Source organism: Actinoplanes sp. NPDC049548 (assembly GCF_040676695.1).
GTDB lineage: Bacteria > Actinomycetota > Actinomycetes > Mycobacteriales > Micromonosporaceae > Actinoplanes.
The window spans coordinates 230754-243083 of record NZ_JBFAPM010000008.1 but is presented as its reverse complement, the minus strand read 5'-3'; the positions used below and the strand labels follow the sequence as shown (position 1 = coordinate 243083).

The following is a 12330-nucleotide window of genomic DNA, read 5'->3' as shown; positions in this document are numbered from 1 at the left end:
GCGGCCGGAAGGACCGCGCAGGGAGCGGCTGGCTACCGCGCGGCCTCGGGCACCAGTCCGGCGGCGCCGGGGTTCAGCCCGTACTGGCCGACCTTGTTGTGCACCAGCCGCTCGATGCAGGTCAGCGCGGTGGCGACCTGGCCGTCCGCGGTGCTCGCGTTGTCCACCGTGGAGATTGCCTGAACCAGGCTCGGGTCGCCGCGCACCGCGGAGATCAGGTTGCCGTCGCCGACGCCTGTTCCGGCGATCACCAGCGGCCGGCTCTTGAACTGCTCGGCCAGGGTGACCGCGGACTGGTTCTTCTTCGCCGCGTCCTTGTCCACCGGCGGCGACCCGGAGATGATCACGGTGCCGTCGGCGCCGCCGGTCGCCTTGTCGTCGACCGCGAGATAGCCCTGCTTCGCGTACGCGGTGAGGACCGCGGTCACGTCGCCGGCGCTCGCCTGGCTGGTGCCGGCGCGCTGCAGCAGCGCGAGTGCGAGCTGGGCGCCGGCTGTCTCGACGCCGTTGCTGTTCTGCGGCAGCCCGTCGAGCTGGATGGTCGGCTGCTTCGCCTTCTCGGCCAGACCGAGCAGCTCGAAATCGATGTTCGGGTCGAAGAACTTGTCGTTCACCGTGATCTTGGCGGTGACCGTGGCGTCGGCCACGGTGAGCATCTCGATCAACCGGTCGGCGTAGTCGGACGTGTTCGGCAGCACCAGCACCGCGAGCTTACGGCCGGCCAGCTTCCCCCCGAGCAGCTCCGGGGCGATCCCGACGGCGAAGTCCTGGCCGCGGTCGAGCTCCTCGCGATACTGCTCGATCTCGTTGCGCTTGTTGCTGTTGTCCTTGCCCAACGCGGAGATCTGCGCCTCCAGCCGGTCGGCCACCGGCCCGTTGAGCGCTGCGGTGCCCACCACCAGGCCGAGGGCCAGGGCCAGGAACACCGCGGCGAGCGACACCACGTGATAGCGGAAGTTGATCACAAGAAGCCCTTGAGAGTTCCGAACAGGGTCCAGCTGTCGGGCGCGATTGTTCCGCAACACGCGGAAACCACGGCGAGGACAAAGGCCATCGCATACGTCGCCGATGACTGGTCCTGCTCACGCTTCCGGCGGTGATCGGCTCGGCGGAGTGAGGAAATTCGTCGCTACCCGGGCGGCGACCTGTTCGACCACCTCGGGGCAGGGCCGTCAGGAAACGGCGCCGCCCCGGAGAGGTCGTACTACCGCTTTTCCCAGCCCTGGGCGATGGCCAGCGGCTGAGACGACGGGCAATTGGCGTACGAGATCGTTCCACCGTTGTTGATGGCCTTGACCCACACGCCGCGGGCGGTCACCTTCTGGTTCGGGACAGTCGGCTTGATGCACGTGGCAAGGGATCGCAGCTCTCCCGAACCACCCATGCAGTAGGCGTACGTTCCGCCGTGGCTCTCGACGTAGCCCGAGTAGCACTCGTAGAAAGCAGCCTGAGCGGGTGAAGCCAGCCCGACTATCGCGGAAGCGGAAATTCCGACGACACCAACGATCAGCGTGGGGATTCTCGCACGCATATACTTCACCCTTTCCGTGGAATGGACTCGTCGACGAGCCTCGATGATCAGCTGGAACGGTATCGCACATGATCCGCGCATGTCCACGGGCGGAATGCACCCTCATGCGATAGCAAACAAATAGACCACTGTCCACAGTGAAGTGAATGTCGTCACAAAATCCCCGCCGCTGCCGCCAGAATCCAGCCGGGTCAAGGGCCTCGCCAGGCCTAGCAGTCGGGCAGAACCTTGAAGACGTAGCCCATGCTCTTCAGCTTCGGCAGGATCCGCTTGAGAGCAGCCAGGGTGTCTCGCTGCGAGTTTCCGCCGTCATGCATGAGCACTGTGGAGCCGTTGTGCACGCCGCGGATGACCCGGTTGTAGATGCCGGTCGCGGTTTGCGAGTCCTCCCAGTCGCGGGTGTCGACGTCCCACAGCACCGTCTTGAGGCCGGCCTCCTTGGTCCAGCGCCGGACCGTCGTGTTGGTGGCACCGTACGGCGGACGCATGCAGTGGGTCTTGTAGGGGCCGAGCGCGCTCTGCGTACGGGTGAGTTGGCTTTTCGCCGCCCCCTTGCTCAGCCGGGTCAGGTTGGCGTGGCTCCAGGTGTGGTTGGCGAGCAGGTGTCCTTCGCGGTGGATGCGGGCGGTGGTTCGAGGGTGCGCTCTGACGTTCGCTCCGGTGGCGAAGAACGTGGCCTTGGCGCCGTACTTCTCGAGCACGGCGAGGTAACGCGGCGTCCAGGTGGCGGACGGTCCGTCGTCGAAGGTGAGGTAGACCGTTCGGCGGGCGACCGCCACCTTCGAGGCCTGCGGTGAGGCGGCGAGCGGGGGCACCGCCGCCTGCACCGGGGAAGACCCGAACCCCACCACCCAGGTCAGGAAGATCGTGCTCACTGTGACAGCCACCCGGCGCATCGCCCACTCCCCTTCGGTTCGCCGGGACGCTAGGTAACAACCGCCCCGGGGTGGTAGCACCGCGTTACCATTTTGGCCGTTCGGTGGGCGACATTCCCCCTCAGCGGCCGTGCGTGACGTCGTTCGGTGGGTGCCTGCGCACGTACTGTGAAAGCTTGCCGTCGCGAACCGCCGCGAACAGCTCCTGGCATTGCTCCTCGTCGGGCACCATCACCGCGCCGACCCCGGGTACGTTCCGGTTCTCCGCGATGGGCAGGGTCATGAAGGTCAGGTCCTTCGGGCCCAGGCTGCGCAGCGTGAACGCCAGGCGTTGCACGGGCATGGTGCGGTCCACCGTGAGCATGCCCGCCGCGGCCCGCACCAGCCGGTCCAGGGCCAGCGGGTCGGTGACCAGGTTCTGGTCGGCGATCTTCTCGGCGAGCGCCCGCAGGTACTGCTGGTGCCGCTTGGCCCGGTCGAAGTCGTCGTTGGGCAGGCCCCTGCGCTGGCGTACGTAATATTCCGCGAGCTTGCCGTCGAGATGCACCTTGCCGGCGTGGAAGACCACGCAGCGGCGGGAGCGGCCCTGCGGGTCGGTGCACGGAGCCGATGGGTACGGGCTGTTCTCGGGCAGGAAGCGGTACCGGTCGACGGCCGTCTTGTCCACGACGACGTCGACCCCGCCGACGAGGTCGGTGAGCTTCCGCACCCCGGCGAAGTCCACGATGACCGGCCAGTCGACCGTGAGGCCGCTGAAGTGTTCGAGGGTCTGCACGAGCCGGGGCGCACCGCCCCAGGCGAAGGCCGCATTGACCTTGTTGCGGTTGCCGCGGTCGCCGTCGGCCGTGGCGATCGGCAGGTAGGTGTCGCGGGGCACGGAGATCACGTAGGCGTGCTTGGTCGACTCGGGGACGTGGACGAGGATGATGACGTCGCTGCGCCCTTCGCCGGGTTCGTCGCGCTTGCGGCTGTCCGAGCCGATGAGCAGGAGGTTCATCGGTCCGCGTACCTTCGGCGGTTCCGTCCGGCCGCCGGAGCGGGTCGGCGCGGGAAGCAGGTCGGCGCGCTTGACCGCGCTGTCGTAGCGGCCGGCGAGCAGGTGCATGCCCGCCACCGCCGCCACGGATCCGGTGGCCAGCAGGGCGACGACCAGGGCGAGCACCAGCCGCCAGCGGCGCCTCGGTGAACGTGCGACCATGCCGTCACACCCCCACGAACTTGTAGCCGGAGTCGAGGAGCACGGGTACGAAGTGCCGCAGAGCCTGCACCGTGGGCGACCGGTCGCCGCCCCCGTCGTGGGTGAGCACGATCGACCGGTTCCCGACCTGGTCCAGGACCTCGGAACTGATGTGTGCCGCGCTGGCGTCGTCCCAGTCCCGCGGGTCGACGTCCCAGGCGATCGAGGTCTGCCCCATCGCGGCGCATTCCTGGAAGACGGTACGCGACCAGTTGCCGTACGGCGCGCGGAACAGGCTCGGCGCCCGGCCGGTCGTCGCGGCCACGGTGTCGACGGCGCGCCGTATCTCGGTTCGCACCTTGGCGGCGGACAGCTTGCGGAGGTTCGCGTGCGACCACGTGTGGGTGCCGACGGTGTGTCCGGCGTCCACAAGAGACCGGATCAGGCCGGGGTGGGCCGCCGCGCTCTGCCCGATCACGAAGAAGGTCGCGCTGATGTGATGCTTGTGCAGGATCTTCAGCACCTCGGGCGTATAGCTGGGATCCGGGCCGTCGTCGAGGGTCAGCGCCACCACCTTGGAACCCGGGTGCGCCGACGAGGCGGGCACCACGTACCGCGGTTTCCGCTGCACCGGGATGCTCGTGGGCGTCGGCGAGGGCGGCGGGGGTGCCGGTGGCGACGAAGGTGGAACGGTGCTCGGGCTCGGGCCGGGCACTTGCGGCTGTTCCGCCGCACAGGCGCTGAGCAGCGTGAGACCACCGAGCGCGAGGAACGCCCGCCGGCTGCCGCCTGGTCGTTGCATCATCCGCGTCACCACCTCCGGCTTCGCGCGGCCGCTGCGGGGGCAGCGGCGGCTTGATCACGAAGTGCTCGGAGTCTCGCGGAGGGATATCAGGAACTCGTTTGGATCCCGACTTTCACCGCTGGCAGGGTGGCCTCATGACTTCGCCGCGCGATCGGTTCCGTGCCCTGCACATCTCCGGCATCTTCGTCATGCCGAACCCCTGGGACGCGGGCTCGGCCCGGCTCCTCGAGCACCTCGGGTTCCCCGCGCTGGCCACCACGTCGTCGGGGCTGGCCGCGAGCCTGGGCAGGCTGGACCAGCAGGTCACCCGGGACGAGCTGGTCGCGCACGTCGCCGCCGTCACGTCGGCGGTCACGGTCCCGGTGAGCGTGGACGCGGAGTGGTGCTTCGCCGACAGCGCGGACGGCATAGCGGAGACCGTGGACCTGCTGGCTCAGGCGGGTGCGGCCGGCATCTCCATCGAGGACTACGACCCGGCCGCGCAGCTGGTCGTCACGAAGCAGCTCGCCACCGAACGGGTCGCCGCGGCGGCCCGGGCATGCCGGCGGCACGGCGTCGTGCTGACCGCCCGCGCGGAGAACCACCTGTACGGGCACGCCGGCCTCGACGACACCATCGACCGGCTGCGCGCGTACCGGGACGCGGGGGCCGACGTGCTGTACGCGCCGGGCCTGACGTCGCCGGCGGACATCGGCCGCCTGGTCGAGTCGGTGGCGGCACCCGTGAATGTCCTCGCCGTCGCGGGCGCACCGCCGGTCGCGGAGCTCGGGACGCTGGGCGTACGCCGTGTGTCGACCGGAGGCGCGCTCGCGTGGGCCGCGTACGGCGCTCTGCGCGACGCCGCCCGCGAGCTGCTGAGCTCCGGGACGACGACGTTTCGGGAGCGGGCCCTGACCGGCGAGGAGCTGTCGGCAGCCCTTCGAGGCTGAATGTCCCTTATGAGAGCATTGCGCCATGGGAATGTCGCGTCGTGTTCTTCTGGGTGCCGCCGGGTTGAGTGGGCTTGCCGTTCCGCTGGCCGCCGGCGCGTCCGGGCGCAGCGGCGGGCCGGCCACCCAGGACTGGCAGGCTCTCGCCGCCGGCCTTGACGGTGCGCTGGAACGGCCCGGCAGTGCCGGTTACGACCCCGCGCGCCGCCTCTTCGACCCCCGGTTCGACGGGGTCCGGCCGCCCGCGGTCGCCCGCTGCGCCGGCCCGGCCGACGTCGTCGAAGTGCTCGCCTTCGCCCGCCGCTTCGGCGTACCGGTGGTGCCGCGCGGCGGTGGGCACTCGTACGTCGGCGCCTCCACCAGCACCACCGGTCTGGTCCTCGACCTGCGCCGGTTGTCGGCGGTGGGCTACGACGCGGCCACCCGGACCGCACTGATCGGGGGCGGCGCGCGGCTGATCGACGTCTACGACACGCTGGGCGCGCACAAGGTCTCCGTCCCGGCCGGGTCGTGCGGCACGGTCGGGATCGGCGGGATCACGCTGGGTGGCGGGATCGGCATGGGTGCTTCCGCGTACGGGCTGACGTGCGACACCGTGATCGCGGCCGACGTGGTCACCGCGGACGGCCGGCATCGCACTGTGGACGCAGCCCGGGAGCCGGCGCTGTTCTGGGCCCTGCGCGGCGGTGGTGGCGGGCAGTTCGGGGTGGTCACGCGGTGGCGGATGCGTACCCATCCGCTGGGCACCGTCGGCTCTTTCGTGCTGTCGTACCCGTGGGCCGATGCCGCGGCGGTCGCCGCCGGCTGGCAGGCCCGGCTGGCCACCGCGCCCGACCGGACCTGGTCCGCCTGCCAGTTCGCCGCGGACGCCCGCGGACGCCGGTCGGTCCGGATCTCCGGGTTCGTGCTGGACGGTACGGCCGACGCCGAGGTGGACGCGATCGTCCGGGCTATCCGCCGCGACCCCGCCACGACGACCGTGGACCGCCGCGCCTACCTGGACGTGGTCCACGACCGGGCCGGGTGCGACGAGTCGGGCGACTGCGGCGACCGGTCCACCGAGCTCGTCGGCAGCGACGTGTTCCGGCAGGCACTGCCCGCCGACGCGATCGCCGCACTGCTGGCCGCCGTGGAGCGACGGGCGCGGGACCGGCGGCCGGGGGTGGCCAAGTTCAAGCGGATGACCGGGGCGGTCGCGCGGGTGCCGGTCGACGCCACCGCGTTTCCCTGGCGCGGCGCTCACACGATGCTGCAGTGGCTGGTCAAGCCGGCTGCGCGGGACGCCGCCACCGTGCGCGACGCGTACGCCTGGATCGACGGCGGCCATCGCGCGCTGGCCAAGTGGTCCGCCGGGCGGTACGTCAACTATCTGGAGCCGGGCGCCGCGCTGCTATCCCGGTACTACGGCCCGCACCTCGACACGTTGCGCCGGATCCGCGCCGCGGTCGACCCGGACCGGCTGTTCCGGAGCCCGTACGCGCTCTAACGGGCGCGCAGGCCGGCGATCAGCAGTCCCACCAGGCGACGGGCGTCGTAGCGGGGGTTGTTCTCGGCCCCGATGCACAGGTTCCCCACGCCCCGCATCAGCTGGTACGCGTCCATGCCGGCGTGGATCTCCCCGGCGGCGGCCGCGGCGTCGAGCAGCCGGTCGCAGACGGGGACGAGGCGGTCCAGGAAGTACGCGTGCAGCGTCGTGAAGGCGGCGTCGTCGGACTGCATCGCCCCCGCCAAGCCGTGCTTGGTGACCAGGAAGTCGACGAACAGGTCGATCCACTGCGTCAGGGCGGCATGCGGGCTGTCGCTGTCGGCCAGCAACGCCGGTCCCGCTTCAGCGCAGGCTTCGACCTGGTGCCGGTACACGGCCACGATGAGGTCCGCGCGGGTCGGGAAGTGGCGGTAGATCGTGCCGACGCCGACTCCCGCTCTGGCCGCGATGTCGCGTACCGGAACATCCACGCCCGAAGCGATGAAAGCCGCGGCGGCCGCATCCAACAGGGTCTTCTCGTTGCGCCGCGCGTCCGCGCGCTTGCGCGGCGCCGGCGACCCTGCCTCGGACATCCCCGTTACCTCCACCACACTCCTGGTAAAGCGGAACGCTGCTCCGTATCGTGCAGAGCGGAACAGTGCTCCGCTTACAGCGTACAGGAGGAACCGCCATGCAGTACCGCACCCTCGGCCGCACCGGGGTCCAGGTCAGCACCCTCGCGCTCGGCGCGATGAACTTCGGGAAGATCGGCGACACCACCCAGGACGAGGCCACGGCCATCGTCGACGCCGCACTGGAAGCGGGTGTCAACCTCATCGACACCGCCGACATGTACAGCGCCGGCCAGTCCGAGGAGATGGTCGGCCAGGCCATCGCCGGGCGCCGCGACGACATCGTGCTGGCCACGAAGGCCACCATGCCGATGGGCGACGAACGCAACCACCAGGGCAGCTCGCGCCGCTGGCTGACCAGAGAGCTGGACGCGAGCCTGCGCCGGCTCGGCGTCGACCACGTGGACCTCTACCAGATCCACCGCTGGGACCCGGCCACCAGCGACGAGGAGACGCTGTCCGCCCTGACGGACCTGCAGCGCTCGGGCAAGATCCGCTACTTCGGCTCCTCGACCTTCCCCGCCTACCGCATCGTGCAGGCACAGTGGGCCGCCCGCGAGAACCACCTGAGCCGGTACGTCACCGAGCAGCCCAGCTACTCGATCCTGCAACGAGGCGTCGAAAGCCACGTGCTGCCGGTGACCCAGGACTACGGCATGGGCGTCCTGGCGTGGAGCCCTCTCGCCTCGGGGTGGCTGTCGGGGGCGGTCCGCGCCGGCCGGGAGATCAGCACGAACCGCTCCCGCGTCCTGCCGCAGCGTTTCGACCTCACCCGCCCCGGCAACCGCGCCCGGCTGGACGCCGTCGAACAGCTGGTCAAGGTCGCCGAACAAGCCGGCCTGACGCTGATCCAGCTCGCGCTCGGGTTCGTCACCGCGCATCCCGCGGTCACCAGCGCGATCATCGGCCCCCGTACGGTGGAGCACCTGCGATCGCAGCTCGCGGCCGCCGACACGGCCCTCTCGGCCGACGTGCTGGACGCCATCGACACGATCGTCGCCCCGGGAGTGGACCTGGCCGCGGACGAGAAGTTCGACACCCCACCCGCTCTGCTCGATCCGGCACTGCGGCGCCGATGAGATCTGGAAATGTTCCTTAACGAGCGTTAGCATTTCTGACACATCGAGCTTCATCTATCACCGTCCCTCGGGTGATCCCCCGTCGAAGGAGCTGATCGATGTGTTGACAACGTTGTCACGGCGGGCCGCCATCCTGGCTGCCGCCGTGCTCACCGTCCCCGCAGTGATCTCCACCGGTCCGGCGCAGGCGACCCCGCGCCTCGCGCCGCTCACCCTCGCCGCCGCCGACCAGGTCCGCATGGAGCAGCAGCGGCCCCTGGTGGCAGCGGCCACGACGATCCGGTGGGCGGTCGAACGGCACCGCTACCCCGGGTACGCCGGCATCGTCCTCGAAGACGCGCAGGTGGCCCTGTGGTGGAAGGGCCCGGTTCCGGCAGCGATGCGCCGAGTCGTGTCCGAGGCGTCTCGCACCGCCCCGGTCCGCGTCCGGGCCGCCGAGTACTCGGTCGCCGAGCTGCGTACCGCCGCCGCTCGCGTCCGGGCCACGGCCGGCTCGACCGTCGACAGCATCAAGCTGCGACCCGACGGCAGCGGCCTGGTCGTCGGCGTACGCGCGGCCACCCGGCAGGCTTTCCCGGACGCCGGCGTGCCCGTCACCGTGACGACCGAGGAACCCCTGCGGCCGATCAGCCGCGACGACGACTGGGCTCCCTGGAAGGGCGGCGCCACCATCGTGAACGCCACCCGTTCCACCGCGTGCACCGCCGGGTTCGGTGTCCGGTCCGGCAGCGCGAGCTACGTGCTGACCGCGGGCCACTGCGGACAGACCGGCGACCGCATCCAGGACGCCCGGGGCGAGTTCATCGGCAACGTCGGCCCGCGCCACCAGGACCACGACGTCGAGCTCATCCCCACCAGCAGCGTCGACGGCTGGGTGTACGTCGGCACACCCACCGACAACGTCGCCGCCGCGGTCGAAGGATGGGGCTGGACGTACGTCGGCGAGTACCTGTGCCAGTCCGGCGTCACCAGCTCCCGCGAGCTCGGCCGGCCGGTCTGCAACCTGAAGGTGCTGTTCTACTACGCCGACCGGGAAGACCTCGTCGAAGCCGAGCAGACCGAGGGCCAGACCGCGGCCCGTCCCGGCGACAGCGGCGGACCGATCTACTCGGTGTCCGGCAGCGGCAAGCTGGTCGCCAAGGGCACGACCACCCGGGTGGCCGGCGCCCGCCTCGGCTTCCAGGACTACGGCACAGCCTGGCGCGACTTCGGCATCACCCCCGCCACCAGGTGACGGCCGGGGAGGGTCGCCGGGCTCGGCACAGCCCGGCGGCCCCCTCAACCGGCGATCGCATCGAGCTCCGCGAGCGCATCCTCCGGCAGCTCCAGAGCAGCGCCCGCGACGTTCTCGCGAAGATGCGCCACGGACGACGTACCGGGAATCAGCAGAATGTTCGGCGAACGCCGCAGCAACCACGCCAGGGCGACCCCCAGCGGACTCGCACCGAGCCGGGCCGCGACCGCCGCCAGCACGTCGGACTGAAGCGGCGAGAACCCCCCGAGCGGAAAGTACGGCACGTACGCGATGCCCTGCGCTGCCAGCGAGTCGATCAGCTCGTCGTCCACCCGATGCGCCAGGTTGTAGTAGTTCTGCACACACACCACCGGCGCGATCGACTGCGCCTCGGCGACCTGCTCGGCGTTGACGGTGCTCAGGCCCAGATGCTTGATGAGCCCCTCCGCCTGCATCTCGGCGAGCGCGGTGAACGGCTCCGCGATCGACCCCGGCTCCGGAGCATCGAGACCGCCCATCCGCAGGTTCACCACCTCCAGGACGTCGAGCCCCAGATTCTCCAGGTTCTCGTGTACGGCACGACGCAGCTCGTGCGGCGCCCGGGCTCGAGGCCAGCCCCCTTCTGCATCCCGGCGGGCGCCCACCTTCGTCACGATGTGCAGGCTGTCCCCGTACGGATGAAGGGCCTCTCTGATGATCTGGTTGGTCACGTGTGGGCCATAGAAGTCACTGGTGTCGATGTGCGTGATGCCCAGCGCGACGACCTCACGAAGTACGGCGACGGCGGCGGCCCGATCGGCCGGCGGACCGAAGACGTGCGGCCCGGCCAGTTGCATCGCTCCGTAGCCCATGCGCGTCACCGTCAGCCCGTCCGCCAGGGTGAAAGTGCCGCCGGGAAGTGTCTCAACGATCATGTGTCCAGCTTCGGCGGTGGTGGAGGCGGCAGGCAGCTCCCCGCTGTTCCTGGGAGTGACAGGGCCAGGGACGCGCAGGTTCACGGTGCACCCCGCACGGCCCGGCGCCAGGGAAAGCGTCCGTGGTGCAGCGCCGGGAGACGGCTGCGCGGCGCTCTCATCGGAGGAGCGGGACCACCGGCGCGCTGTGGCCGCGCCACTACCGTGGAGGGGTGGAGGATGCGAATCCGTTGGGCGACTATCTGCGCGCCCGCCGTCAGTTGGTGAGCCCCTCGGACGTCGGCCTGCCACCCGGCGGATTCCGGCGCGTCGCCGGACTGCGCCGCGAGGAAGTGGCGATGCTCGCCGGTATCAGCGCCGACTACTACCTGCGGCTCGAGCAGGGCCGCGACCGGCACCCTTCGGAACAGGTGCTGCAGGCGCTGGCCCGGGTGCTGCAACTCGACGACAGCGCCACCGACTACCTGCTCGGTCTCTCGCGGCCTCGCAGCGGACCGCGCTCTCGCCCGCGACGCGAACGGGTGCCGGTGGGCATCCAGCAGCTCATCGAGGTGATCGGCCTGCCCGCGTTCGTGGAGGGCCGTTACTTCGACGTCCTGGCGGCCAACGCGATGGCCCAGGCCCTCTCCCCCAGCCTGCGGGTGGGCGCCAACCGGCTGCGCTCGGTGTTTCTCGACCCGGCCGAACAGGAGCTGTACCCGGACTGGGAACAGGACCTGGCCGGCATGGTCGCCGTCTTCCGGTCCTCGGTGGGCACAGCAGCCGACGACCCCCGCTGTACGCAGCTGGTCGGCGAGCTGTCGGCGGCCAGCGCCAACTTCCGCCGGCTGTGGGCGCGCCACGACGTAAAGGTTCGGCAAGGCGCCCGGACGCGTCTGCGCCACCCCGAGGTCGGCGAACTCTCCCTGCGCCGCGAGAAGCTCGAGATCGGCGGCAGCGACGGCCAGCTGCTGGTCATCTATCACGCCGAACCAGGCACGGCCAGCGCCCGGGCGCTGGCGCTGCTCGGCTCGATCACGGCCACAGCAACCTGAACCCCGCGCGGCCGGTAACGGGTCGCGGCCTGCGGCGCCGGAGCCTGACGCCTACGTCAAGGTCGGCTTCCCACTGGCGAGCGACCGGCGCGCGGGCGCCAGCCGGCCGGTGGGTCCTCCCCGGCCAGGCCGTCCACCGCTTCGCGGAGCAGGTCGGCGTGGCCGGTGTGCCGCCCGTACTCCTCGATCAGGTCGCAGACGAGGCGGCGCAAGCTGGCATGCCGGCCGTCAGGCCCCGAGACGTGCACGAGCTGATCGAGGCCACCGTCGGCCAGGGCGGCGGCGAGTCGTGAGCGGGAGCGCTCCACCGCGCCGTCCCACAGGGCGTACAGCTCTTCGGGGGTGTCGGCGGCGGCGGACGTGAACTCCCAGTCGGGGTCGTCGTCCCAGGCCGTCGGGCTCCACGGCGCCCCGGGTGGCTCGTCGCGCAGCTTGACCGTGAAGGTGTAGTCCTCCACGAACGCCAGGTGCTTGAGGAGGCCACCCAGAGTGAGCGAGGACGCGCCGATGCGGGCCCGCAGGGCAGTGGCGTCCAGATCGTCGGCCTTCCAGCGGAACGTGGTCCGCAACCGGTCGAGCGCGCCGACGAGGTGCTCGGTCTCGGTGCCGGTCAGGGGCGGTTCCCAGGGGAAGTCGTCGCTGCTCATGGGAGTCA

General features: G+C 70.7%; 13 protein-coding genes. 5 read left to right on the top strand and 8 right to left on the bottom strand.

Going from position 1 to position 12330, the window contains the following annotated elements:
- Positions 1-32: 32 nt before the first annotated feature.
- The 5 genes from AB0J80_RS18535 to AB0J80_RS18515 form a co-directional block, all read right to left on the bottom strand.
- A complete protein-coding gene (locus tag AB0J80_RS18535) occupies positions 33-965 on the bottom strand; it encodes a copper transporter (protein WP_364706066.1) in 933 nt (310 codons plus the stop codon).
- Positions 966-1204: 239 nt separating this feature from the next.
- Positions 1205-1531, bottom strand: a complete 327-nt coding sequence (locus AB0J80_RS18530) for a hypothetical protein (protein WP_364706064.1) — start codon at positions 1529-1531, stop codon at positions 1205-1207.
- 209 nt (positions 1532-1740) lie between these two features.
- Positions 1741-2427, bottom strand: a complete 687-nt coding sequence (locus AB0J80_RS18525; protein WP_364706061.1) for a polysaccharide deacetylase family protein — start codon at positions 2425-2427, stop codon at positions 1741-1743.
- A 100-nt stretch (positions 2428-2527) separates the two neighbouring features.
- The gene (locus tag AB0J80_RS18520) at positions 2528-3604 is read right to left on the bottom strand and encodes an LCP family protein (RefSeq protein WP_364706058.1); all 1077 of its coding nucleotides are present in this window, start codon (positions 3602-3604) and stop codon (positions 2528-2530) included.
- A 4-nt stretch (positions 3605-3608) separates the two neighbouring features.
- Positions 3609-4388 carry a polysaccharide deacetylase family protein gene (locus tag AB0J80_RS18515; RefSeq protein WP_364706055.1) on the bottom strand — a complete coding sequence of 260 codons (780 nt, stop codon included), beginning with the start codon at positions 4386-4388 and terminating at the stop codon, positions 3609-3611.
- 134 nt (positions 4389-4522) lie between these two features.
- Here AB0J80_RS18515 and AB0J80_RS18510 point away from each other — a divergent pair, with 134 nt between their 5' ends.
- Positions 4523-5317: an isocitrate lyase/phosphoenolpyruvate mutase family protein gene (locus AB0J80_RS18510; RefSeq protein ID WP_364706053.1), complete on the top strand. Its 795-nt coding sequence runs from the start codon at positions 4523-4525 to the stop codon at positions 5315-5317.
- Between the two features lie 25 nt (positions 5318-5342).
- A complete protein-coding gene (locus AB0J80_RS18505; RefSeq protein ID WP_364706051.1) occupies positions 5343-6803 on the top strand; it encodes an FAD-binding oxidoreductase in 1461 nt (486 codons plus the stop codon).
- On the opposite strand, the gene AB0J80_RS18500 is transcribed toward AB0J80_RS18505, so the two are convergent.
- On the bottom strand, positions 6800-7375 hold the full coding sequence (locus tag AB0J80_RS18500; RefSeq protein ID WP_364706049.1) for a TetR/AcrR family transcriptional regulator: 576 nt from the start codon (positions 7373-7375) through the stop codon (positions 6800-6802). The two genes, AB0J80_RS18505 and AB0J80_RS18500, sit on opposite strands and share 4 nt — an antisense overlap.
- 98 nt (positions 7376-7473) lie before the next feature.
- Here AB0J80_RS18500 and AB0J80_RS18495 point away from each other — a divergent pair, with 98 nt between their 5' ends.
- On the top strand, positions 7474-8493 hold the full coding sequence (locus AB0J80_RS18495) for an aldo/keto reductase (protein ID WP_364706047.1): 1020 nt from the start codon (positions 7474-7476) through the stop codon (positions 8491-8493).
- Between the two features lie 103 nt (positions 8494-8596).
- Positions 8597-9727 (top strand): peptidase, encoded by a 1131-nt coding sequence (locus AB0J80_RS18490; RefSeq protein ID WP_364706044.1) that lies wholly within the window; start codon positions 8597-8599, stop codon positions 9725-9727.
- Between the two features lie 44 nt (positions 9728-9771).
- Here AB0J80_RS18490 and AB0J80_RS18485 read toward each other — a convergent pair whose 3' ends face one another.
- Complete coding sequence (locus AB0J80_RS18485; protein WP_364706314.1) at positions 9772-10641, bottom strand: aldo/keto reductase family oxidoreductase; 870 nt, start codon at positions 10639-10641, stop codon at positions 9772-9774.
- A gap of 212 nt (positions 10642-10853) precedes the next feature.
- On the opposite strand from AB0J80_RS18485, the gene AB0J80_RS18480 reads away from it, so the two are divergent.
- Positions 10854-11675, top strand: coding sequence for a helix-turn-helix transcriptional regulator (locus AB0J80_RS18480; protein WP_364706041.1), 822 nt, complete (start codon positions 10854-10856; stop codon positions 11673-11675).
- Between the two features lie 56 nt (positions 11676-11731).
- Here the strand turns inward: AB0J80_RS18480 and AB0J80_RS18475 are convergent, their stop codons facing one another.
- On the bottom strand, positions 11732-12322 hold the full coding sequence (locus AB0J80_RS18475) for a DUF664 domain-containing protein (protein ID WP_364706039.1): 591 nt from the start codon (positions 12320-12322) through the stop codon (positions 11732-11734).
- Between the last annotated feature and the right edge of the window lie 8 nt (positions 12323-12330).

Excerpts from the sequence above, each read along its gene's own strand:
- AB0J80_RS18530 (WP_364706064.1), bottom strand. The coding sequence starts at position 1,531 with ATGCGTGCGAGAATCCCCACGCTGATCGTTGGTGTCGTCGGAATTTCC.
- AB0J80_RS18525 (WP_364706061.1), bottom strand. The coding sequence starts at position 2,427 with ATGCGCCGGGTGGCTGTCACAGTGAGCACGATCTTCCTGACCTGGGTG.
- AB0J80_RS18520 (WP_364706058.1), bottom strand. The coding sequence starts at position 3,604 with ATGGTCGCACGTTCACCGAGGCGCCGCTGGCGGCTGGTGCTCGCCCTG.
- AB0J80_RS18515 (WP_364706055.1), bottom strand. The coding sequence starts at position 4,388 with ATGATGCAACGACCAGGCGGCAGCCGGCGGGCGTTCCTCGCGCTCGGT.
- AB0J80_RS18510 (WP_364706053.1), top strand. The coding sequence starts at position 4,523 with ATGACTTCGCCGCGCGATCGGTTCCGTGCCCTGCACATCTCCGGCATC.
- AB0J80_RS18505 (WP_364706051.1), top strand. The coding sequence starts at position 5,343 with ATGGGAATGTCGCGTCGTGTTCTTCTGGGTGCCGCCGGGTTGAGTGGG.
- AB0J80_RS18500 (WP_364706049.1), bottom strand. The coding sequence starts at position 7,375 with ATGTCCGAGGCAGGGTCGCCGGCGCCGCGCAAGCGCGCGGACGCGCGG.
- AB0J80_RS18495 (WP_364706047.1), top strand. The coding sequence starts at position 7,474 with ATGCAGTACCGCACCCTCGGCCGCACCGGGGTCCAGGTCAGCACCCTC.
- AB0J80_RS18485 (WP_364706314.1), bottom strand. The coding sequence starts at position 10,641 with ATGATCGTTGAGACACTTCCCGGCGGCACTTTCACCCTGGCGGACGGG.
- AB0J80_RS18475 (WP_364706039.1), bottom strand. The coding sequence starts at position 12,322 with ATGAGCAGCGACGACTTCCCCTGGGAACCGCCCCTGACCGGCACCGAG.